Annotated in this window: 21 protein-coding genes and 4 pseudogenes; 23 read left to right on the top strand and 2 right to left on the bottom strand. The window is 38.7% G+C overall.

Features of this window, described 5'->3' with window-relative positions; genetic code table 11:
* Positions 1-47: 47 nt before the first annotated feature.
* Positions 48-206 (bottom strand): hypothetical protein, encoded by a 159-nt coding sequence (locus HT723_RS11445; RefSeq protein WP_240154934.1) that lies wholly within the window; start codon positions 204-206, stop codon positions 48-50.
* A gap of 93 nt (positions 207-299) precedes the next feature.
* On the opposite strand from HT723_RS11445, the gene HT723_RS02155 reads away from it, so the two are divergent.
* From HT723_RS02155 to pheT, 21 genes and pseudogenes are all read left to right on the top strand, one after another.
* On the top strand, positions 300-470 hold the full coding sequence (locus HT723_RS02155; protein ID WP_318919962.1) for a DUF1858 domain-containing protein: 171 nt from the start codon (positions 300-302) through the stop codon (positions 468-470).
* Entirely contained in the window at positions 470-1,804 is a 1,335-nt protein-coding gene (locus HT723_RS02150; RefSeq protein WP_172926104.1) for a DUF438 domain-containing protein, read from the top strand. The genes HT723_RS02155 and HT723_RS02150 overlap by 1 nt, the downstream gene beginning before the upstream one ends.
* A 9-nt stretch (positions 1,805-1,813) precedes the next feature.
* Positions 1,814-2,068 (top strand): DUF1912 family protein, encoded by a 255-nt coding sequence (locus tag HT723_RS02145; protein WP_023933271.1) that lies wholly within the window; start codon positions 1,814-1,816, stop codon positions 2,066-2,068.
* 95 nt (positions 2,069-2,163) lie between these two features.
* Positions 2,164-2,559: a helix-hairpin-helix domain-containing protein gene (locus HT723_RS02140; RefSeq protein ID WP_050136464.1), complete on the top strand. Its 396-nt coding sequence runs from the start codon at positions 2,164-2,166 to the stop codon at positions 2,557-2,559.
* 282 nt (positions 2,560-2,841) lie between these two features.
* Positions 2,842-3,419: pseudogene (locus HT723_RS02135) on the top strand (flavin reductase family protein).
* A pseudogene (locus HT723_RS02130) lies at positions 3,406-3,953 on the top strand (GNAT family protein). The pseudogenes HT723_RS02135 and HT723_RS02130 overlap by 14 nt, the downstream one beginning before the upstream one ends.
* A complete protein-coding gene (locus tag HT723_RS02125; protein WP_100104263.1) occupies positions 3,953-4,531 on the top strand; it encodes an AAA family ATPase in 579 nt (192 codons plus the stop codon). Before HT723_RS02130 ends, HT723_RS02125 begins: the two are co-directional and overlap by 1 nt.
* 296 nt (positions 4,532-4,827) lie before the next feature.
* Entirely contained in the window at positions 4,828-5,025 is a 198-nt protein-coding gene (locus HT723_RS02120) for a hypothetical protein (RefSeq protein ID WP_007284866.1), read from the top strand.
* A gap of 30 nt (positions 5,026-5,055) precedes the next feature.
* Positions 5,056-5,211, top strand: coding sequence for a hypothetical protein (locus tag HT723_RS02115; protein WP_004237269.1), 156 nt, complete (start codon positions 5,056-5,058; stop codon positions 5,209-5,211).
* A gap of 5 nt (positions 5,212-5,216) precedes the next feature.
* Entirely contained in the window at positions 5,217-6,443 is a 1,227-nt protein-coding gene (locus HT723_RS02110; RefSeq protein ID WP_119942985.1) for a beta-carotene 15,15'-monooxygenase, read from the top strand.
* The gene (locus HT723_RS02105; protein WP_172929682.1) at positions 6,443-6,592 is read left to right on the top strand and encodes a hypothetical protein; all 150 of its coding nucleotides are present in this window, start codon (positions 6,443-6,445) and stop codon (positions 6,590-6,592) included. Before HT723_RS02110 ends, HT723_RS02105 begins: the two co-directional genes overlap by 1 nt.
* Before the next feature lie 156 nt (positions 6,593-6,748).
* Complete coding sequence (locus HT723_RS02100; RefSeq protein ID WP_172934524.1) at positions 6,749-7,990, top strand: hypothetical protein; 1,242 nt, start codon at positions 6,749-6,751, stop codon at positions 7,988-7,990.
* Between the two features lie 31 nt (positions 7,991-8,021).
* Positions 8,022-9,023: a virulence RhuM family protein gene (locus tag HT723_RS02095; protein ID WP_100104848.1), complete on the top strand. Its 1,002-nt coding sequence runs from the start codon at positions 8,022-8,024 to the stop codon at positions 9,021-9,023.
* A gap of 125 nt (positions 9,024-9,148) precedes the next feature.
* On the top strand, positions 9,149-11,800 hold the full coding sequence (locus tag HT723_RS02090; RefSeq protein WP_172934523.1) for a valine--tRNA ligase: 2,652 nt from the start codon (positions 9,149-9,151) through the stop codon (positions 11,798-11,800).
* A 106-nt stretch (positions 11,801-11,906) separates the two neighbouring features.
* Positions 11,907-13,250 carry an AAA family ATPase gene (locus HT723_RS02085; protein ID WP_172934522.1) on the top strand — a complete coding sequence of 448 codons (1,344 nt, stop codon included), beginning with the start codon at positions 11,907-11,909 and terminating at the stop codon, positions 13,248-13,250.
* On the top strand, positions 13,240-13,806 hold the full coding sequence (locus tag HT723_RS02080) for a hypothetical protein (RefSeq protein WP_172934521.1): 567 nt from the start codon (positions 13,240-13,242) through the stop codon (positions 13,804-13,806). Before HT723_RS02085 ends, HT723_RS02080 begins: the two co-directional genes overlap by 11 nt.
* Before the next feature lie 356 nt (positions 13,807-14,162).
* Entirely contained in the window at positions 14,163-14,966 is an 804-nt protein-coding gene (locus tag HT723_RS02075) for a Fic/DOC family protein (RefSeq protein WP_054387987.1), read from the top strand.
* 271 nt (positions 14,967-15,237) lie between these two features.
* Positions 15,238-16,290 (top strand): annotated as a pseudogene (locus HT723_RS02070) (DNA primase); the annotation flags it as partial.
* A gap of 492 nt (positions 16,291-16,782) precedes the next feature.
* Positions 16,783-17,829: a phenylalanine--tRNA ligase subunit alpha gene (gene pheS, locus HT723_RS02065; RefSeq protein ID WP_000103743.1), complete on the top strand. Its 1,047-nt coding sequence runs from the start codon at positions 16,783-16,785 to the stop codon at positions 17,827-17,829.
* Entirely contained in the window at positions 17,829-18,338 is a 510-nt protein-coding gene (locus HT723_RS02060; protein ID WP_000619957.1) for an N-acetyltransferase, read from the top strand. The genes pheS and HT723_RS02060 overlap by 1 nt, the downstream gene beginning before the upstream one ends.
* 76 nt (positions 18,339-18,414) lie before the next feature.
* Positions 18,415-20,820 carry a phenylalanine--tRNA ligase subunit beta gene (pheT, locus tag HT723_RS02055; RefSeq protein WP_172934520.1) on the top strand — a complete coding sequence of 802 codons (2,406 nt, stop codon included), beginning with the start codon at positions 18,415-18,417 and terminating at the stop codon, positions 20,818-20,820.
* 187 nt (positions 20,821-21,007) lie between these two features.
* On the opposite strand, the gene HT723_RS02050 is transcribed toward pheT, so the two are convergent.
* Positions 21,008-22,009, bottom strand: a complete 1,002-nt coding sequence (locus tag HT723_RS02050) for an endonuclease/exonuclease/phosphatase family protein (protein WP_138702721.1) — start codon at positions 22,007-22,009, stop codon at positions 21,008-21,010.
* Between the two features lie 156 nt (positions 22,010-22,165).
* Here HT723_RS02050 and HT723_RS02045 point away from each other — a divergent pair.
* Positions 22,166-22,651, top strand: a pseudogene (locus HT723_RS02045) (IS30 family transposase); the annotation flags it as partial.
* 58 nt (positions 22,652-22,709) lie between these two features.
* Complete coding sequence (locus tag HT723_RS02040) at positions 22,710-23,003, top strand: helix-turn-helix transcriptional regulator (RefSeq protein ID WP_050223364.1); 294 nt, start codon at positions 22,710-22,712, stop codon at positions 23,001-23,003.
* The last annotated feature ends 54 nt before the right edge of the window (positions 23,004-23,057 follow it).

The raw sequence follows: 23,057 nt of genomic DNA, 5'->3' as shown, positions 1-23,057 counted from the left end.
AAGCAGTAAAATCATTTTATACTCTTCGAAAATCTCTTCAAACCACGTCAGCTTCGCCTTGCCGTATATATGTTACTGACTTCGTCAGTTCTATCCACAACCTCAAAACGGTGTTTTGAGCTGACTTCGTCAGTTCTATCTGCAACCTCAAAGCAGTGTTTTGAGCAACCTGCGGCTAGCTTCCTAGTTTGCTCTTTGATTTTCATTGAGTATTAGAACATATAATGGAGGTCGTCATGGACAATATCATCGATGTGTCAATTCCTGTTGCAGAAGTGGTGGACAAGCATCCATAAGTCTTGGAAATTCTAGTGGAGTTGGGTTTTAAACCCCTTGCCAATCCCTTGATGCGCAACACAGTCGGTCGCAAGGTATCGCTCAAACAAGGTTCTAAGCTGGAAGGAACTCCTATGGACAAGACTGTACGCACACTGGAAGCGAATGGCTACGAAGTGATTGGATTAGACTAATGACAGATGAACGGATTCATATCCTACGGGATATTTTGTTAGAATTGCACAATGGCGCCTCTCCTGAGTCGGTTCAAGAGCGCTTTGATGCGACCTTTACGGGCGTGTCAGCCATCGAGATTTCCCTTATGGAGCACGAGCTGATGAACTCGGACTCGGGCGTCACTTTTGAAGATGTTATGGAACTCTGTGATGTCCATGCTAATCTTTTTAAAAATGCTATCAAAGGTGTCGAAGTTTTAGATACCGAACACCCTGGGCACCCAGTTCGTGTCTTTAAGGAAGAAAATTTGGCCCTCCGTGCAGCTTTGATTCGCATTCGTAGATTGTTAGATACCTATGAGTTGATGGAAGACGAGGAAATGCTTGCGGAGATGCGCAAGGGCTTGGTGCGTCAGATGGGACTTGTGGGGCAATTTGACATCCATTACCAACGTAAAGAAGAACTCTTCTTTCCTATCATGGAGCGCTATGGACACGATTCACCTCCCAAAGTTATGTGGGGAGTGGATGATCAGATTAGGGAACTCTTTCAAACAGCTCTAACGACAGCCAAGTCACTACCAGAAGTGTCAATTAGCAGTGTAAAGGAAGCTTTTGAAGCTTTTGCGACAGAGTTTGAAAGTATGATTTTCAAGGAAGAGTCCATCCTCCTCATGATTCTCCTTGAGTCTTTTACTCAGGATGACTGGCTTCAGATTGCGGAGGAGAGCGATGCCTATGGCTATGCCATCATCCGTCCGTCAGAGAAATGGGTGCCAGAACGACAGAGCTTTATTGAGGAAAAGATTGCAGAGGAGCCTGTACAGCTAGATACGGCAGAAGGTCAAGTTCAACAAGTCATAGATACGCCAGAAGGCTATTTTACCATTACCTTTACCCCTAAGGAAAAGGAAGCTGTGCTGGACCGCCATAGTCAACAGGCTTTTGGTAATGGCTATCTTTCAGTCGAGCAGGCCAATCTCATCCTCAATCATCTCCCTATGGAGATTACCTTTGTCAATAAAGAAGATATTTTCCAGTATTACAATGACAATACGCCAGCTGATGAGATGATTTTCAAACGGACGCCGTCCCAAGTCGGGCGCAATGTCGAACTCTGTCATCCGCCTAAGTATTTGGACAAGGTCAAGGCTATCATGAAGGGACTTCGTGAGGGGACCAAGGACAAGTATGAAATGTGGTTCAAGTCTGAGTCGCGAGGTAAGTTTGTCCACATCACCTATGCTGCAGTACACGATGAAAACGGAGAATTCCAAGGTGTACTGGAATACGTTCAGGATATCCATCCCTACCGTGAGATTGATACGGACTATTTCCGTGGATTAGAATAAGGAGAAAAAATGAGTTACGAACAAGAATTTATGAAGGAATTTGAAGCTTGGGTCAATACCCAAATCATGATTAACGACATGGCGCACAAGGAAAGCCAAAAAGTTTACGAAGAAGACCAGGACGAGCGTGCCAAAGATGCCATGATTCGCTACGAGAGTCGCTTGGATGCTTATCTGTTCTTGCTTGGTAAGTTTGAAAACTTCAAAGTAGGCAAGGGATTCCATGATTTGCCAGAAGGCTTGTTTGGTGAGCGAAATTATTAAACGAGAAAGATTCTTGATTTTTCACTAAAATCTTGATAGAATGTTTATGTTAAATCCTTGTCAGAGCAGGGATTTTTTATTGAAAGGATTTTATCATGTCAAAGAAACTCAATCGTAAAAAACAATTACGAAATGGCCTCCGTCGCGCAGGTGCCTTTTCAAGTACTGTGACTAAGGTTGTAGATGAGACAAAAAAAGTCGTGAAGCGTGCAGAACAGTCAGCAAGCGCAGCTGGTAAGGCTGTTTCTAAAAAAGTTGAACAAGCAGTAGAAGCTACCAAAGAGCAAGCTCAAAAAGTAGTTAATTCTGTAGAAGATTTTGCAGCAAATTTGGGTGGACTTCCACTTGATCGTGCCAAGACTTTCTATGATGAAGGAATCAAGTCTGCTTCAGATTTCAAAAACTGGACTGAAAAAGAACTCCTTGCCTTGAAAGGAATCGGCCCAGCTACCATCAAGAAATTGAAAGAAAATGGCATCAAGTTCAAGTAATTTTTCTTTAGTCTTGCATTTCCGAGAAAAACTTGCTACAATAGAGCCATTAGAGGTGTTTTGAATCCCACATTTTACAGAAAGTGGCGGCGCTGAGAAGTCCACAAATGTGTCAAAACTGGTTGCTAATGACTGAAAAAATGAAATATTTCTGTCTTTTTATTTTAAAGACTAAAGATGCGGGCTTGGCCCGAAATTGGGTGGTACCGCGGATAAACACATTCGTCCCTGTCATGTAGATGGCAGGGATTTTCTTTTGCGTCTTAGTCAAAGGAGCTTGTTATGAAGCAATCTTTTAAAACAAGTAAACTCTATTATGGTTTTCCTATCTTCATTTTGGGGTATCAGGATCAGAATTTTGGACACAATATTACGACCTGTAGCTCCTCTTATAGCTTGGGAGATTGGCTAGCCATTGGTGTCGGAGCTGAGGAAAATGCGGCTGAGCAAATCAAGCATTACCAGAAGTTTACTGTGAATATTCCTGATGAAAATCTCATGCTCGAGATGGAGCAGGCTGGTTTTATCAGTCATCGAGAGAAATTGAAACATCTGGGGCTAGACTACGAGATTTCTGAACGGACTCAGGCACCGATTTTAGAGGCTTGTCCAGTCGTGTTAGAATGTCAGGTAGATAGGATTGATGAGGAAGAGGGAATTTGTCATATTTTCGCTAAGATTATTGAGCGATTTGTTGACCCAGAACTTTTGGATGAAAAGGGACATTTTAGAAATGACCGTTTTGCACCTACTTACTTTATGGGGATGGCCACCAGCGCGTTTATCGCTATTTAGATGACCGAGTAGACCCTATGGGGAGCTTCATTAAGAAAGCGAGGAAGAAGGATGACAAGAGCTGAGTTACCAGAACGGTTGGAAACCGAATGACTCGTCCTACGAGTTCGTACAGTGATATCCATACCTACGCTAGTCTCCCAGAGGTCGCCTATCCAGCAGGTTTTCCTCCAGTCAAGACCTTGGAAGATGAGATTTATTATCTGGAGCACATTCTTCCGAAGCGTAATCAAAAGGAAAATCTCCCAGCAGGCTACGGGATTGTCGTCAAAGGAACGGATAAGATCGTTGGCTCTGTCGATTTCAACCATCGCCATGAAGATGATGTGCTGGAAATCGGCTATACCTTACACCCAGACTATTGGGGGCGAGGCTATGTACCAGAAGCAGCGCTTGCCTTGATTGACTTAGCTTTTAAAGATTTGGGTCTCCACAAGATTGAACTGACTTGTTTTGGTTATAATGTCCAAAGTCAACGAGTCGCAGAAAAACTTGGATTTACCCTCGAAGCTCGTATCCGAGACCGCAAAGATGCCCAAGGGAATCGCTGTGATGATTTGAGACACGGCTTGCTGAAGAGTGAGTGGGAGGTGATTTGATGCATCTTTTCATCATTGGGGCTCCGGCTTCTGGGAAAATGACGATTGGTCAAGAGTTATCTCGACTGACAGATGCTACCCTCTTTTATAACCATCAAGCCATCGATTTTGCATTAGAAATCTATCAGGACTTTACAGAGGAAATGTGGGAATTTGTTCGTGGAATCACCTTTTCTTTCCTTGGAGCAAGTGCAAGAAATCAGCGATCAGTAATTTTAACTGACGTAATTGATTTTTCAAATCAGTACCAGCTGATGTATTTAAAGCAAATTCAGGATTTGTTGAATGACTATCATCAAGAGATTCTGTTTGTGGAGTTGGAAACAAGTCTTGAGGAGCGCTTACATCGAAATCGAACGGAGAATCGATTAAAGCACAAACCCTTAAAACGACATATTGAGGTATCTGAAAGAGAAATTTTAGAAACCACTGAAACACTTCAATTAAATTCCCAACATCAACCGAATGAGCTACACCACTACTTTAAAATAAATAATACGAATTTGTCTGCAGAAGAAGCTGCTAAGCAAATTCAAAATAAAATGAATACAATAGAGAAAGGACACACACATATCTAAACAACTTCATGAAGACGTTCTCAAGACTCAAGAAGTTCAAAAGTCTCAATCTTTTTCGTTCGTGATTCCTACCACCAAATGTAACTGGAAAACTCTACCTTAATCGCGCTTGGAGTACACCCTTCAAAGTAAACGAATCACAAAGAAACTGGGATTTCCCATTTAAGCCTGTATCCGAGGTCGTAAGAATATCCAATACAGCAGAGGTAGAGTTTGATTTATTGAAGAATGAGTTAGAGGAGAAAATAGATGGCTAAAAAGAAAAATAGAAAAAAGAATTAAACCGCCAGCAAAAGTTGGATATCAAAGTCGTTTCTGAAGAAGAGGTTGTCTGGACAGAACTACTGGCTAAAAAACCAACTTTTGTAGAACGTCGGACCATTCAAAATTTCGATGAACTACATACAACAGTGATGCAATATGCTGATGAACATGGAGAGTATCCAGATGTTCAGCTAATCAATTACCAACTGAAAAATAGGATTTTTGATTAGAATCAGGATCATGCTTTATTTAGAGAAGCTATGCATACTCCAAATACACAGAAGCGAAATGAACTGTTAAAACAAGTTTTAAAGATCAATCCAGATTATTTTGCTGCTGATTTTCACCCATTCTTATCAGAGGTTGAAGATTTTGATTTACCAACCTTTAGATTAGATTTAGGAGGCAAAGATTGAAATTAATGTATTATTTTAATACTGACAATAGATTGAAGAATCTTTTTGCTCAAACTTGGAAAATACTTATGTATGCGCTAACGTATTTTCCAATAATATCTCTAATTGTATTCTGTCTTACCGATTTTAAATTAGTTATAATTTTACAATTTGCCTTGATACTAATATATGTGTTTAACTATAAAAATCGATTTAATAAGTTTAGAGTTTTTCTTACTAAAAGTACTAAATCTTTAGCTTTTATGAACGCATGGGATGGAATATTTTGCGGAATCTTGACTTACATTCTTTATAACCTAAATCTAGTTGAATCAACTTTAATCAACTTATCTCAATATTTTTTTATTAATTATGGCATAAGTAAAAATCACATAAATAACTGGATTATCATTGTAATACTTTTAATATTACCATTTGTATTATCTGTTATAAAAACTGTAGGATCAATCAAGATATTTCAAAAAGTTAATAAAATAGATATCGTAAAGGGAAAGACACTGTGGAATGTATATGCCACGATGCTTATTATTTCGTTTTTATGGTATTATATCTATATTTATTACTTTATTTCTAATGTTATTGATTTTCATTCTGATTTAATAACTGACATTCTTATGTTCAGTTCACTTATTGCACTTTATTTAATATGCTGGTGGATGATTTATAATCTAATTAGACATGGTGCAAAAGATACCAAAGAAGTAATAGCATCATGGTTAATTGGTTCAATCTGTATATTACTGTTAGCAGTATTTAATCAAGTTGAAAATGAATTAATAAATGCTTTAACATGGTTTTTGCCAATTTTAATTCCTAGTCTAATTGGAGAAATAAATTCTCAATTCGATACAAAAAAACATAAGAAAAAACCAATAAGAACTGAGAAAATGGATAGACACCTCTATCGAACTCAACTATATGGTTTTCTTACTCTATTAATGTTGAGTATTATTCCAAAGTTAACCGAAATTATTTGGGGTTTAAAGATTAAGAAGAAATTGGTCGAATTTATAACTCCCGAAGCTGATTGGATGTCTGAATTATTTGCCTCAACTATAATTATTTTCGTTTGTTTCATATTATCATTAGTTATTGGGAAGATTATAATTTGGTTATTACAATATTTCTATTTAAACACCTATAATGGATATTACGTGTATCGTGACAATATGCATAGTATATTAATAAATCGTAGATATAAAATAAATATTCATAAAAGGAGAAAAAAATAATGTCTAAAGAACTTTCACCTAAATACAATCCAGCCGAGGTTGAGGCTGGTCGTTACCAAAAATGCCTTGATACGGATGGTTTCAAGCCGTCAGGAGATCAAAAGGCTAAGCCTTATTCAATTGTGATTACCACCACCAAACGTAACTAGAAAACTCTACCTTAATCACACCTGGGGTACAACCTTCAAAGCAAATGAATCACAAAGAAGCTGGGATTTACCATTAAAATCTGTATTCGAGGCTGTAAGAATATTCAATACAGTTGAGATAGGACCTATTGAAGAATGAGTTAGAGGAGAAAATAGATGGCTAAAAAGAAAAATAGAAAAAAAGAATTAAAACGCCAGCAAAAGTTGGATATCAAAGTTATTTCTGAAGAAGAGGCTGCTTGGACAGAAATCATGGTCAAAAATCCAACTTTTGTAGAACGTCGTACCATTCAAAATTTCGATGAACTACATACAGCAGTGATGCAATATGCTGATGAACACGGAGAGTATCCAGATGTTCAGCTAATCAATTACCAACTGAAAAATAGGACTTTTGATTGGAATCAGGATCATGCTTTATTTAGAGAAGCTATGCATACTCCGAATACACAGAAGCGAAATAAATTGTTAAAGCAAGTTTTAAAAATAAATCCAGATTATTTTGCTGCTGATTTTCATTTATTCTTATCAGAGGTTGAAGATTTTGATTTGTCAACTTTTAAAAAAGTATTGGATTTTGAAATTCTAGTTTTAGAAAAATGGAAAGTGAATGGATACAATAGTTGGAATTATTTTGAAGCACGCTCTATCCTGTCTGCTCTGATGTTTCTGATTGAGTATTATATGATGGAGAACTTCAATTCTAAGGCTATAGAATTGATTGACCTATATTTGAGTAAGCGACCAGAACGGTTTCCTCCTAATTTTGTCTTCTGTATGCTTTCCTTGTATCATATCACCGGTCAGGAGCTAAAGGTTGAGCGTTTCTATCGTGAAGAATTGAATAAAGGGAAACGGGATGATACCATTCTTATTCATGCCATCATCTCTGCTTTTTCTCAAGGAAAAATTGAAGAAGCAAGTCAGCTATTTGCAAAATTAGTGGAAATAAATGATGAAGCTGTTGAATTCTTTATAGAGGAAGATTGGCAATTCAAAGTTATAGATATAGAAGACCAAGAATGCTATTGTCCAAATTCAGTTGAATCGTTACAAGCTAGTTTGTATCCTCTGTTTGATTATTTACTAGAAAATATTATTTTAACGAAATTTTTAACAAACGAATCCAAGAAGTTCCGTCGTAAACCAGTATTTTCGAATCATTCCAGTATGATAAGAAGTTTATCCAAGGTAAACGACTGGTACTCCTTTATGAGCGAGGAAAAAATGAAGGGAATTCGGATGGATTTTGTTCACATCTTTGTTGAAAATGGGATTCGTACGTCTTCAGATTTCAAAAAATGGACTGAAAAAGAAGTTCTCGCTTTGAAGGGAATTGGTCCCGTAACCGTTAAAAAGCTGAAAGAAAACGGCATAAAGTTTAAGAAAGAGAAGTAATTGTTTATGGAAGGGGGGAGGTGAAATTGTCTTGAATGAAATTTCTAATTTCATCCTGTATACTACACCAAATGGCGACGTTCAGCTAGATATCCTTTTACAAGATGAAAATCTTTGGTTGACTCAAAAAGGTCTTGCAGAGCTCTTTGGAGTTGAACGAAGTGTCATTACAAAGCACTTGAGAAACATTTATGATAGTGGTGAGTTGGATAAGGTTTCAACTTGTGCAAAATTTGCACAGGTTCAACAAGAGGGAAATAGAACTGTCCGACGTGAACTTGAATATTACAATCTGGATGCTATCATTTCAGTTGGCTATCGCGTAAATTCCAGCAAGGCTACTCAATTTAGAATTTGGGCAACCAAGACCTTGAAAGAATTTATCATCAAAGGTTTTGTTTTGAATGATGAACGCTTGAAACAAGGACAGACAGTTTTCGGACAAGATTATTTCCGTGAACTTTTAGAACGAATTCGCTCTATTCGTTCTAGCGAGCGCCGAATCTATCAACAAATTACGGATATCTTTGCCGAATGTGCCATAGATTATGATCGAAACTCGGATATTACTAAAAACTTCTATGCTATGGTGCAAAATAAATTTCATTATGCAATTACTGGAAGTACGGCTGCAGAAATTATCTATCAGCAAGCTGATGCTAGTAAAGAAAAAATGGGATTAACTACTTGGAAACATGCACCTGATGGACGAGTGCTCAAATCAGATGTAACGGTAGCCAAAAATTATTTGCAAGAAAAAGAAATTCGACAACTAGAGCGAACTGTTACAGCCTATTTTGATTATATCGAGGGTTTAGTTGAGCGCCGTAATACGTTTACAATGCGAGGATTGGCAGATAGTATTGATCGCTTTCTATCCTTTAATGAATATGAAATCTTAGAAGGAAAAGGAAGCATTTCCAAGAAACAAGCAGACTCAAAAGCCATCCAAGAGTATGAAAAATTTAACCGAACTCAAAAAATTCTATCAGACTTTGATAAACATATTCTGAAGATAATGAGAGAAAGTTAATGTAAAATTTTTATACAGTTTCTTTTTTACTAATAGAAGATACTGAAAAATCAGATGTGCTGAATCAAGGCATATCTTCTACATACTAATTTTATTTAAAGATATTAACTAGAAAGGACAAACACATGTCTAAAGAACTTTCACCTAAATACAATCCAGCCGAGGTTGAGGCTGGTCGTTACCAAAAATGGCTTGATGCGGATGTTTTCAAGCCTTCAGGCGATCAAAAGGCTAAGCCTTATTCGATCGTGATTCCACCACCAAACGTTACAGGGAAACTTCACCTTGGTCACGCTTGGGATACGACTTTGCAGGATATCATTATCCGTCAAAAACGTATGCAAGGCTTTGATACGCTTTGGCTTCCAGGAATGGACCACGCTGGGATTGCGACTCAGGCTAAGGTTGAGGAGCGCTTGCGTGGTGAGGGCATCAGCCGCTATGACCTCGGTCGTGAAAAATTCTTGGAAAAAGTCTGGGAATGGAAAGACGAATATGCCACTACCATCAAGGAACAATGGGGCAAGATGGGGCTCTCTGTAGACTACTCTCGTGAGCGTTTCACTCTTGACGAAGGTTTGTCAAAAGCTGTTCGTAAGGTCTTTGTGGACCTTTACAAGAAAGGTTGGATCTATCGTGGTGAATTTATTATCAACTGGGACCCAGCAGCTCGCACAGCCTTGTCTGATATCGAGGTCATCCACAAGGACGTAGAAGGAGCCTTCTACCACATGAACTATATGCTGGAAGACGGTTCACGCGCCCTTGAAGTTGCGACCACTCGTCCTGAGACCATGTTTGGGGACGTTGCGGTTGCGGTCAATCCAGAAGACCCACGCTACAAGGACTTGATCGGTAAAAACGTCGTCCTTCCAATCGCTAATAAATTGATCCCAATCGTTGGTGATGAGCACGCAGATCCTGAGTTTGGTACTGGTGTCGTGAAAATTACACCTGCCCACGATCCAAACGACTTCTTGGTTGGTCAACGTCACAACTTGCCACAAGTCAATGTTATGAACGACGACGGTACTATGAATGACTTAGCCTTCGAATTTGCAGGCATGGACCGTTTTGAAGCTCGTAAGGCAGTCGTTGCTAAGTTGGAAGAAATCGGTGCCCTCGTTAAAATTGAAAAACGTGTCCACAGTGTTGGTCACTCAGAGCGTACTGGTGTTGTGGTTGAACCACGCTTGTCTACTCAATGGTTCGTCAAGATGGACCATTTGGCTAAGAACGCCATTGCCAACCAAGACACAGAGGACAAGGTTGAATTCTACCCACCTCGTTTCAACGATACCTTCCTCCAATGGATGGAAAATGTCCACGACTGGGTAATCTCTCGTCAGCTCTGGTGGGGTCACCAAATCCCTGCTTGGTACAATGCTGAGGGTGAAATGTACGTTGGCGAAGAAGCTCCAGAAGGTGACAGATGGACTCAGGACGAAGACGTCTTGGATACTTGGTTCAGTTCTGCCCTTTGGCCATTCTCAACTATGGGCTGGCCTGATGTCGACTCAGCAGACTTCAAACGTTACTTCCCAACTTCAACCTTGGTAACAGGTTACGACATCATCTTCTTCTGGGTGTCTCGTATGATCTTCCAGTCATTGGAATTCACAGGCCGTCAACCATTCCAAAACGTGCTTATCCACGGTCTCATTCGTGACGAGCAAGGACGCAAGATGTCTAAGTCTCTCGGTAACGGGATTGACCCAATGGATGTCATCGAGAAATACGGTGCCGATGCCCTTCGTTGGTTCCTTTCAAACGGTTCTGCACCAGGTCAAGACGTCCGCTTCTCTTACGAGAAAATGGATGCCTCATGGAACTTCATTAACAAGATCTGGAACATCTCTCGCTACATCCTCATGAACAATGAAGGCTTGACCCTTGAGCAAGCAACTGCCAATGTGGAAAAAGTTGCCAACAAGGAAGCTGGAAATGTCACAGATCGCTGGATTCTCCACAACCTCAATGAAACCATCGGAAAAGCAACTGCCAACTTTGACAAGTTTGAGTTTGGTGTGGCTGGACACATCCTCTACAACTTCATCTGGGATGAGTTTGCGGACTGGTATGTTGAGTTGACCAAGGAAGTCCTTTATAGTGACAACGAAGAAGAGAAAGTCATCACGCGTTCTGTTCTCCTTTATACTTTGGATAAGATTCTTCGTCTCCTTCACCCGATCATGCCATTCGTGACAGAGGAAATCTTTGGACAAATCTCAGAAGGCTCTATCGTGACAGCTGCATACCCAACTGTTAATCTAGCCTTTGAAGACCTTGCGGCTCACACTGGTGTGGAAAGTCTCAAAGACTTGATCCGTGCCGTTCGGAATGCGCGTGCGGAAGTAAACGTAGCACCAAGTAAGCCAATCACAATCCTTGTTAAGACTAGCGATAGTGACTTGGAAGCCTTCTTTAACAGCAATGTCAACTACATCAAACGTTTCACAAATCCAGAACACTTGGAAATTGCATCAAACATCCCTGCACCTGAACTCGCAATGTCAAGCGTCATCACAGGAGCAGAAATCTACTTGCCACTGGCAGACCTCCTCAATGTCGAAGAAGAACTGGCTCGTCTCGACAAGGAACTGGCTAAATGGCAAAAAGAACTAGATATGGTGGGCAAGAAACTCTCTAACGAACGCTTCGTCGCCAATGCTAAACCAGAAGTCGTCCAAAAAGAACGCGACAAACAAGCCGACTACCAAGCCAAATACGACGCGACAGTTGCACGTATTGATGATATGAAGAAGTTGGTGAAGTAGTGTGAAGTGAGATATACTTGGAAGATGATTTACACCTCACACCTGCTTTTTTATGTAGTTTGTGTTAAACTGATAGTACTGCCTCCATGGTGAAAGGAGAATATATATGAAACTAACAATAGAAAATATAGGTAATGTAAAGAATGCAGAAATTGAAATAAATGGAATTTCAGTTATTGCAGGTCAAAATGGCACTGGAAAAAGTACAATAAGTCGTTCTTTATTTTCAATATTTAGTGCCAATTATGATGTTATAAAAAAAATTTCTAACGATCGAACTAAAGCAATTAATGATTTTTTAGAAGACTATCTCTCTGATATCGAAATGAATCGTAAAAATAATTCTGAAATAGGGATTGCTAGAAGAATCGTTCCGAGTTTCCTTTATACAGAATTGACAAAAATCATTTCAAAAAATTTATTGATATTTCTTGATAAAAATTATAGTGAACATAATAATGAATCCCTTAAGAAGAGTATCATTGAATCAATTAATGAATTCAATAAACGAAATTCAAAATACTTTGTATTAAATATTAAGGATTTGGACCTAAATGTTTTATCTGAAAATATAAAAGAAATTCTATCTCAGTCAGACCAATCTATCTTTAACCAAATTTTAACTGCTCATTTAACTGATGAATTTCATAATCAAATAAATAATATATACGACCCATTGACAGGACTAATTTCTTTAAGAATAAAAGATGAACAAATAAATGTTGAAGTTAACAAAAATAGAGCTACTGCAGATAAATTGATAAATTTTAAAACAGATGTAGTATACATAGATGATGCTGCTGCAATAGTTGAAAATTTATTTTCAACTAAATTTTTAAATAAATTTTCAACTAAATTTTTAAATGAATTTTTAAATAAAATTGATTTAAAATTGAATCATAATGCTCATTTAATGGAGCAGCTTAGAGATGAAAGAAACAACACTTACACATTACGAGCTAAGATAACTGACAGATTAAATTTGGTGTTTAATGAAATAAATCATATATTGAAGACTGATATTGTTAATAGTTCAGAAGATGAGGAAGATGAAAAAAAACTTAATATAATCAATTATTCTTCAGGTATGAAAACGTTCTATTTAATTAAATCTCTTTTAGAAAATGGTGTGATTAGAGAAAATGGGACACTCATTTTAGATGAACCAGAAGTCCATTTACATCCAGAATGGCAATTGAAATTTGCTGAAATTATAGTATTACTTCAGAAAGAATTTGGATTACATATCTTAATCAATTCCCATAGTCCTTATTTAGTTGAAGCGATTGATATATTTAGCAAAAAAAATGATACAAATGATTCTGTTAAGTATTATCTTGCTAATAGTTCTATTGAAGATGTTACTGACTCGATTGATAAGATTTATGAGCAAATGTATGTTCCTTTAAATCGCCTTGAGGAGCTAGCGGAGGATTTTGATGGTGAGTAAAATAATTTTCTCTATATTACATGATTTTAATATTAGATTTTCTGAATGTCGTAGCGATATTAAAACCTGCTCATATGATTCTGATTCTAACTATAATTTGGTAAACTCTAAATATACTTGTTATAATTTTGATAAGATTTCAGAAATTATTTTTAAAAAACATAGCTTTGATAAATGGCAATTTGTAGATACAATTCTGCCTCTTCTTCCTGTAGATGCTGATAGTAAATTATATTTAATAGAGTTTAAGAATTCAAAAAATATTCCATATGCTAACGTTAGAGCTAAAATATTATCGAGTTTGTTCCTACTAGAAAATTTTTATGGATTGCAAAAAACTGATTATAAAAAAATAGTGACAGTTACTGTAGTTAAATCACAAAAAGGTAAAAGACATTTAAATGAAATTAGACAACATCAGGCAAAAATAAGTGGTAAGTCACCTTATAAAGTTGAAAATTTTAGGGCTTTAGAAGATTTTTATGGAATTGAATCTTTTAAATATCCCCCTGAAAAATTTATAGAATTTATAGAGAATAATAATTTAGTCAGTTAAAATTAAAATACTAAAATTTTATAGCTTTGATTAAAAACCAGCTCACTACACAACAACCCCTCTAAGTTCGAACCGCTCTGAGAAGTACAACATTGCAGTTTCTTCTCAGGTGTTGGGGGATTTGAACAAACCAACGAGTTCAGAGTGGTGTATCCTATGAGTTTGATAAGTATGCAAGCTAGAATTATTCATTTAATCAAACCATTCATCCAAAAGGCATTACAAATGAGTGCATGGGATGTTGAGTATAACTCTTTTATTACTTCTTCATAGAACTTATTATGAATGTTTTTTATAGTTCACCCCAATTTCACCATTTACCGATGACACAGAAAAACAATTGAAAGGATATTTCTATGCAACCAACTTACAACATTGACAACCCAAACTTGTCTTATGAAGCTAAGCGTGACTTATGGCGGATAGGTTTTGGTCTGCAGAAAGTTGACAATCTAGTGCCATCAGCGTATATGGAATCTTTGGCTGAGAAACAGTCCCGGGGTGAACTGACTTACGAGCAGGTTTATGAGGATGCAACGGCTTATCACCATACTATTGATGCAAGTACGGAAGAGGCAGACTTGGTTTCTCTACGTATTGTAGAACTATTGTCTCGAAGAGGCTTTAGCTTTAGTCCTGCGACCTTACTTGCTATTCATAAGGAGTTGTTTCAAGATATATTTGAACCCTCTATTCCGGTGGGGCAATTTCGTCAGACCAATATCACAAAGAATGAACCTGTTTTGAATGGTGAAAGTGTTGTGGACTCTGATTACTCCATGATTCAAATGACTTTGGATTATGATTTTAATCAGGAAAAACAAGTTGCATATGCGACACTAACTCAGGCGGATGTGGTTAAACAAATCCAGCATTTTATTTCAGGAATCTGGCAGATTCATCCATTTCGCGAAGGAAACACTCGGACAGTAACGGTCTTTTTGATTCAGTATCTTCGTGAGTTTGGTTTTGATATTGATAATACACCATTTCAGCAACATGCCAAGTATTTTCGTGATGCCTTGGTATTAGATAATGCAAAGATTTTACAGCGACGTCCTGAGTTTTTAACAGCTTTTTTTGAAAATCTCTTGCTCGGTGGTCAAAATGATTTGTCTTCAGAAAAAATGTATCTAGATTTAGACCTCGATTTTTCATAATCCTAATACTGAGTAAACATTGAATTTTAGGAAAAAATGAAGTAAATATTCTCACAAGAAAACGTATATCATCAAAGTTTTAGGTCACTTGATAATATGCGTTTTTTGAATTTTATAGACTGCTCGTTTAAACTCTATTTACCTCGTACATTCCGAAGCGAGACGGAATATTAGCCACATACAAAATGAGTACTATTAGGATTTTATTTTCGTGTACAATTTCAGCTATTTTTGTTATAATCAGCCTATAGGAATCAAGGAGGTGATTGTTATGGCTGTTTTTGTGTCTTTGGATGGAATTGTGGTAGAAGTACTTGATGTCTTTTCTTCTTTTAATGGGGATAGTGAGTTTTTCTTGTGTAAACATCTTAAAGACAAGAGTCAGTTTGTGATGGAACGCTCTCAGTTCGAGGAGATGTTCCAACTTCAAAGTAGTCGCTTGACGACGCAAGAAAAATTACAATTGTTTACCTCCGTGTTTGCTGGCCGTTATGATGTTTATGCTAAGAGTTTCATCAATGATCAAGGGAAAATTCAGTATTTTCCATCCTATGATTATGGTTGGAAGCAGTTGCCACCTGAAAAACGGAGTTTCCAGACATTGACGGATTCCGTTTTGAAATCTCATTTTCGTGGGGAGACAGCTATCGGTATCTTTCCTATGCACTTAGATGATAGCTGTTATTTTTTGGTACTTGATTTGGATGAAGGAGATTGGAAAGAAGCTGGTTTAACCATTCGAAGAATAGCCAGGGAACGCCAGATGGAAGCCCATTTAGAGATTTCTCGTTCGGGTCACGGACTCCATATTTGGTTCTTCTTTGAGGAAGCGATTCCGAGTCGAGAGGCTCGCTTGTTTGGAAAGAAACTGATAGAACTGGCAATGCAGGAAAGTATGCAACTGTCCTTTGATTCTTTTGATCGCATGTTTCCAAATCAGGATGTCCTTCCTAAGGGGGGATTTGGAAATTTGATTGCCTTGCCTTTTCAAGGAGAAGCTTACCATCAAGGGCGAACGGTCTTTGTGGATGAACAGTTTCAGCCTTATGAAGACCAATGGAGGTATCTACAAGAAATTCAGAGGGTTTCAACTGCTAAAGTGGCACTGTTAATCCAAGAAGAGTTAGGCAAGCAAGAATTGGACAAGGAGTTGCAGACCGTCTTATCCAATATGATCCAACTTGAAAAATCGTCTGTGACACCCAAGACACTGTTTTTCTTGAAAAATATGGCTTCATTTTCTAATCCCGAATTTTATTTAAAGCAGGCTATACGACAGCCAACCTATCAAATTCCTGAGAGAATGTATTTATTTGGAGAATCCTTATTCAAATAGTTTGTTTATTGATGATTAGATATTATCACGGTTAAGGCAACATCTCATTAAATATAAAATAAAGAGGTTTGGAAGACATCAAATTCTAAACCTCTTTATTTTATAGGGGGATTAATTAATTTAATTTTGTTACAAAAATTATAAATAGTTAATTTAGATAAATTGTTTATATAAATTTAGATAAGAATAAGCTAACAAGCAGAAGTAAGATAGGTCTTGCAAGAATGGTAAAAATCTGATAAACTAAGTAGTAATTGAATAGGAATCTGAAAGACTAGTAGCCCAAGGGAAGTATATCAGGGAGGAGAGCCGTGACTGCAAGCTCTCTATATGAAAGCTGGGTGAATTCACTTGCGCATGGATTTAGAAATGAAGGTCTGACTTGTCAGATGAAAACGGATGGTACCGCGTGTCAACGCTCCGAGTGGAGTTTTTGGCATGTGGTTTTCTTTTTATCTACGAGCGACTGATGGAGGAATTATGTCAACTATTGAAGAACAATTAAAAGCGCTTCGTGAAGAAACGCTGGCTAGCTTGAAGCAGATTACTGCTGAAAATGAAAAAGAGATGCAAGATTTGCGTGTCTCTGTCCTTGGTAAAAAGGGTTCGCTCACTGAAATACTCAAAGGGATGAAAGATGTTTCTGCTGAGATGCGTCCAATCATTGGGAAACACGTCAATGAAGCTCGTGATGTCTTGACAGCAGCTTTTGAAGAAACTGCTAAGCTCTTGGAAGAAAAGAAAGTTGCAGCTCAATTAGCAAGCGAGAGTATCGATGTGACCCTTCCAGGTCGTCCAGTTGCGACTGGTCACCGTCACGTTTTGACACAAACTAGTGAAGAAATCGAAGATATCTTCATTGGGATGGGTTACCAAGTCGTGGATGGTTTTGAAGTGGAGCAAGACTACTATAACTTTGAACGTATGAACCTTCCCAAAGACCACCCAGCCCGTGATATGCAGGACACATTCTATATCACAGAAGAAATCTTACTCCGTACTCACACGTCTCCAGTTCAAGCGCGTGCTATGGATGCCCATGATTTCTCTAAAGGTCCTTTGAAAATGATCTCACCAGGGCGTGTGTTCCGTCGCGATACGGACGATGCGACCCACAGTCACCAATTCCACCAAATCGAAGGCTTGGTAGTTGGGAAAAATATCTCTATGGCTGACCTTCAAGGAACCCTTCAGTTGATTGTGCAAAAAATGTTCGGTGAAGAGCGTCAAATCCGTCTGCGTCCATCTTACTTCCCATTCACAGAGCCATCTGTTGAGGTGGATGTTTCTTGCTTCAAGTGTGGTGGAGAAGGCTGTAACGTATGTAAGAAAACAGGTTGGATCGAAATTATGGGGGCCGGTATGGTTCACCCACGTGTCCTTGAAATGAGTGGTATCGATGCGACTGTTTACTCTGGATTTGCCTTTGGTCTTGGACAAGAGCGTGTAGCCATGCTCCGTTACGGAATCAACGATATCCGTGGATTCTACCAAGGAGATGTCCGCTTCTCAGAGCAGTTTAAATAATGATTAGAAAAGTAGAAATGGTAGATGTTGAGGTGTTGGCTAAAATTGCCAAACAAACCTTTCGTGAAACATTTGCTCATGATAATACGGAAGAGCAGTTACAGGAATACTTTGAAGAGGCTTATAGTCTGAGAGTTTTATCAACTGAGTTGGAAAATCCTGACTCCGAAACCTATTTCATTATGCATGAAGAGGAGATAGCTGGTTTTCTCAAAGTCAACTGGGGAAGTGCTCAAACTGAGAGAGAATTAGAGGACGCTTTTGAAATTCAACGCCTCTATGTGCTACAAAAATTCCAAGGATTTGGATTCGGTAAGCAACTGTTTGAATTTGCTCTTGAACTTGCTACAAAAAATAGTTTTTCTTGGGCTTGGTTAGGTGTTTGGGAGCATAATACAAAAGCTCAAGCGTTTTATAATCGATATGGTTTTGAAAAATTTAGCCAACATCATTTTATGGTTGGTCAAAAAGTAGATACGGATTGGTTACTGCGAAAGAAATTAAGGTAAGAAGAGGATTCTTCTATTGAAATGATAGGAAAGGAAAAGAACCAGTGTGGCAATGGTCATTCTGGAGAACTAAATTATGCTTGTATCTTATAAATGGTTAAAAGAATTGGTGGACATTGATGTGCCATCACAGGAGTTGGCTGAAAAAATGTCAACCACAGGGATCGAGGTAGAAGGTGTCGAATCACCGGCTGCTGGTCTCTCAAAAATTGTCGTCGGTGAGGTCTTGTCCTGCGAAGATGTGCCAGAAACTCACCTTCATGTTTGTCAGGTTAACGTTGGCGAAGAAGAAGCCCGTCAAATCGTCTGTGGTGCCCCAAATGTGCGTGCTGGTATCAAGGTTATGGTGGCTCTTCCAGGAGCTCGCATCGCTGACAACTACAAAATCAAAAAAGGAAAAATCCGTGGTTTAGAGTCACTTGGAATGATCTGTTCGCTTGGCGAATTGGGAATTTCTGACTCAGTTGTGCCTAAGGAATTCGCAGATGGCATCCAAATTTTGCCAGAAAATGCCGTTCCAGGTGAGGAAGTCTTCTCATACCTAGACTTGGATGATGAAATCATCGAACTGTCTATCACACCAAACCGTGCAGATGCCCTTTCTATGCGTGGAGTGGCTCACGAAGTGGCAGCTATCTATGACAAGGCAGTCAACTTTAAAGAATTTACTCTTTCAGAAACTGACCAAGCTGCAGCAGATGTTCTTTCTGTGGGCATTGATACAGACAAGGCGCCTTACTATGCAGCTCGTATCTTGGATAATGTGACGATTGCACCAAGTCCACAATGGTTGCAAAACCTTCTCATGAACGAAGGAATCCGTCCTATTAACAACGTAGTGGACGTGACAAACTACATCCTGCTCTACTTTGGTCAACCTATGCATGCCTTTGACTTGGATACCTTTGAAGGGACTGACATCCGTGTGCGTGAAGCGCGTGCTGGTGAAAAATTAGTGACTTTAGATGGTGAAGAACGTGACTTAGAGGTGAATGACTTAGTTATCACTGTCGCAGACAAACCAGTAGCCCTTGCAGGTGTCATGGGCGGTCAAGCAACAGAAATTTCTGAGAAATCTAGTCGTGTCGTCCTTGAAGCTGCAGTCTTCAACGGAAAATCTATCCGCAAGACTAGTGGTCGTCTTAACCTTCGTTCTGAGTCATCTTCTCGCTTTGAAAAAGGTATCAATGTGGCAACTGTTAACGAAGCCCTTGATGCGGCGGCTAGCATGATTGCAGAACTTGCAGGTGCGACGGTGCGTAAAGGTATCGTTTCAGCGGGTGAACTTGATACCTCTGATGTGGAAGTTTCTTCTACCCTTGCTGACGTCAACCGTGTCCTCGGAACTGAGCTTTCATACGCTGATGTAGAAGATGTCTTCCGTCGTCTTGGCTTTGGCCTTTCTGGAAATGCAGATAGCTTTACAGTCAGCGTCCCACGTCGCCGTTGGGATATCACCATCGAAGCGGACCTCTTTGAAGAAATCGCTCGTATCTATGGATATGACCGCTTGCCAACCAGCCTTCCAAAAGATGACGGTACAGCTGGTGAATTGACTGCGACACAAAAACTCCGCCGTCAAGTTCGTACCATCGCTGAAGGAGCAGGTTTGACAGAAATCATCACCTACGCTCTAACAACTCCTGAAAAAGCAGTTGAGTTTACGGCTCAACCAAGTAACCTTACTGAACTCATGTGGCCAATGACAGTGGACCGTTCTGTCCTCCGTCAAAATATGATTTCTGGTATCCTTGATACCGTTGCCTACAACGTAGCTCGTAAGAATAAAAACTTGGCCCTTTATGAGATTGGGAAAGTTTTTGAACAAACTGGTAATCCAAAAGAAGAACTTCCAAATGAGATCAACAGTTTTGCCTTTGCCTTGACAGGCTTGGTTGCTGAAAAAGATTTCCAAACAGCAGCAGTTCCAGTTGATTTCTTCTATGCTAAAGGAATCCTTGAAACGCTATTTGCTCGTTTGGGCCTCCAAGTAACTTATACAGCAACATCTGAAATTGCTAGCCTTCATCCAGGTCGTACAGCAGTCATTTCACTCGGTGACCAAGTTCTTGGTTTCCTTGGCCAAGTACACCCAGTCACTGCTAAGGCCTACGATATTCCAGAAACGTATGTGGCTGAGCTCAATCTTTCAGCCATCGAGGCTGCCCTTCAACCTGCTACTCCATTTGTGGAAATCACAAAATTCCCAGCAGTTAGCCGTGACGTTGCCCTTCTCCTCAAGGCAGAAGTCACTCACCAAGAAGTTGTGGACGCTATCCAAGCTGCCGGTGTGAAACGCTTGACAGATATCAAACTCTTTGACGTCTTCTCAGGCGAAAAATTGGGACTTGGTATGAAGTCAATGGCTTATAGCTTGACTTTTCAAAATCCAGAAGATAGCTTAACGGACGAAGAAGTCGCACGCTACATGGAAAAAATCCAAGCTTCGCTCGAAGAAAAAGTCAATGCAGAAGTGCGTTAAACGATAGTATGATACAAATTTCCCCCCTAGTTTATGAACACTAGAGGGGTGATTTTATATAATACTCAATGAAAATCAAAAAGCAAACTAGGAAGCTAGCNNTAAGACTGACGAAGTCAGTAACCATATGTCTAAGGTAAGGCGATGCTGATGTGGTTTGAAGAGATTGTCGAAGAGTATAAAATAATTAAAATGTGATTTCTGTAAAAATACATCTATGATCAGAGTTTTGAAAACTTACAATGTCTAAATCTCTAACATAGTAGTGGTTTTTAGGCAATAAGATATGATCTATCGTTGCATTAAAAAGTTTTGGACTTTGGCTATTCCAAGTTCCTCTTTCAAAAGGTGGAAGTGCATTCAATGCGTCCCTATGAGAGCTTATTTTTGCAAGTGCTCCATGACGCATAGTTGCATTAAAATCACCTGCAATAATAGCCTTTGGATATTTTGAAGCCAATTGATTATGAATGATGTTTAAGTCTTGCTTCCAGATTTCCATTAAACCTGGCAGAGGAGGAGCAGTATGCAAAGCAATGATATCTGGTATATCTTGTTTTCTCGAATGTAATACAATTGTCCCGAACCGTGTTGTATGAAAAGTTTCAGCTTTTGTATAGAAATCGTAACTTTTCTTGACAATCACAGTCACAGGAGCTATTCCACTGTCAGTAGGTGGAGAAGTAAAAATATCATAGTTGGCCATAGAAAGTCCAACTTGATGAAACAATAGTTTGATTCTCTGGTTTTCTTGCTCACCTCTGATATTGGTAGCTAGTTCAGGGAATATAGCCATATCGGCATCAAAATGGCTAAAAATTCGCTCAATATGTTGTGCTTCTATTTGATTAGCGACGTTCCAAGTTACTAATTTTAAGGTTTTAGTCTTATTTGATACGGAAGAAAGGGTTTTATCTGTTCCGAATAATAGTAATATGAACGATAGTAAGAGCAAGATGCTAGAATAAAACCGTATTTGTTTATTTTTCTTGTAAAAAGATAGGGAAAAAAATACGAAACTTAAAATAGAAACCATAGTTGCAGTAGCTAAGGGGAAGGCATAAATCTGTGCCAAGATAGGTCTGGTAGATAGCCAAATATTAAGATTAGAAGATGGAAAAAAAGAATAAGCTATGATAGGGATAGCAAAGAGAATGACAGAAAAGGCAGAGAGAAATATTTTAATCATTGTATGAGTACCTCAATTTGCAATGCTTGCTCGGAGCTAATGTGACTTTGTGACTTTACTCGATTGATATTCTTTTTATTGTCTTCCTTATAGATTAAGTACAACCCAAGTAAAAAAAAGTCCAATTTAAGATTGAAATGATTAAAAGTCACGGAGATGCAAGACAATTATACTACAAAAGGCAAACATTTGACAATCGATAGTCGTCGCTTAATCGAACGATGGAAAAAGGGAAAATCAAATAGAGAAATTGCCTCTCTACTTGGAAAAGCTCCTCAAACTATCCATACTGAAATCAAGCGTGGGACAGTCCGAAAATGTCTTGGAAAAGGGCGCTTCAAAGAGGTTTATTCTGCCGACTATGCTCAACAGGCTTATGAAAATAATCGCAAGCGCTCGGTCAAGAAATCAAGATTGACCAAGGAACTAAAGGAAAAGATTCTCCACTATCATAACCAAAAATTTTCGCCTGAAATGATGGTCAAGGCTAAGGGCGTTAACGTGGGAATTTCTACCATCTACTACTGGATCCATCATGGAAAATTAGGATTGTCAAAACAGGATCTGCTCTATCCTAGAAAAGGAAAAGCGCTTAAGAAACAAGCTAGCACCAATTTTAAACCCCCTGGTCAATCTATCGAATTATAATTCGCTCATTTTTTCAAAAAATACATAGACGTAAAAGAAAGAGGGTTAAGAGATGAAGAAGAGTGCTATTGGGAGTAATTGGAAGGATGTCCGGTCTCAACTCTTTACCAAGGAGGAAATCCTTGAAAGTGATATGCGAGTGGCTATCATGAGTGAGCTGATTGAAGCCAGGCATGAGCAAGGAATCAGTCAGAAAAAGCTAGAAGAACTTAGTGGAGTAAGCCAGCCTGTCATAGCTAGGATGGAAACAGGCAAGACTAGTCCTCAGTTGGACACAGTCTTAAAAGTCCTAGCCAGTTTAGGAAAGACACTAGTAGTCGTCCCACTCGAACAGGAAAAGAGTTGATTAGAGTAGACTCATACTCAATGAAAATCAAAGAGCAAACTAGGAAACTAGCCG

The sequence above is a fragment of the Streptococcus sp. 2106 genome (assembly GCF_013277315.1).
GTDB classification, from domain to species: domain Bacteria; phylum Bacillota; class Bacilli; order Lactobacillales; family Streptococcaceae; genus Streptococcus; species Streptococcus pseudopneumoniae.
This window is presented reverse-complemented; position numbering and strand designations above follow the sequence as displayed.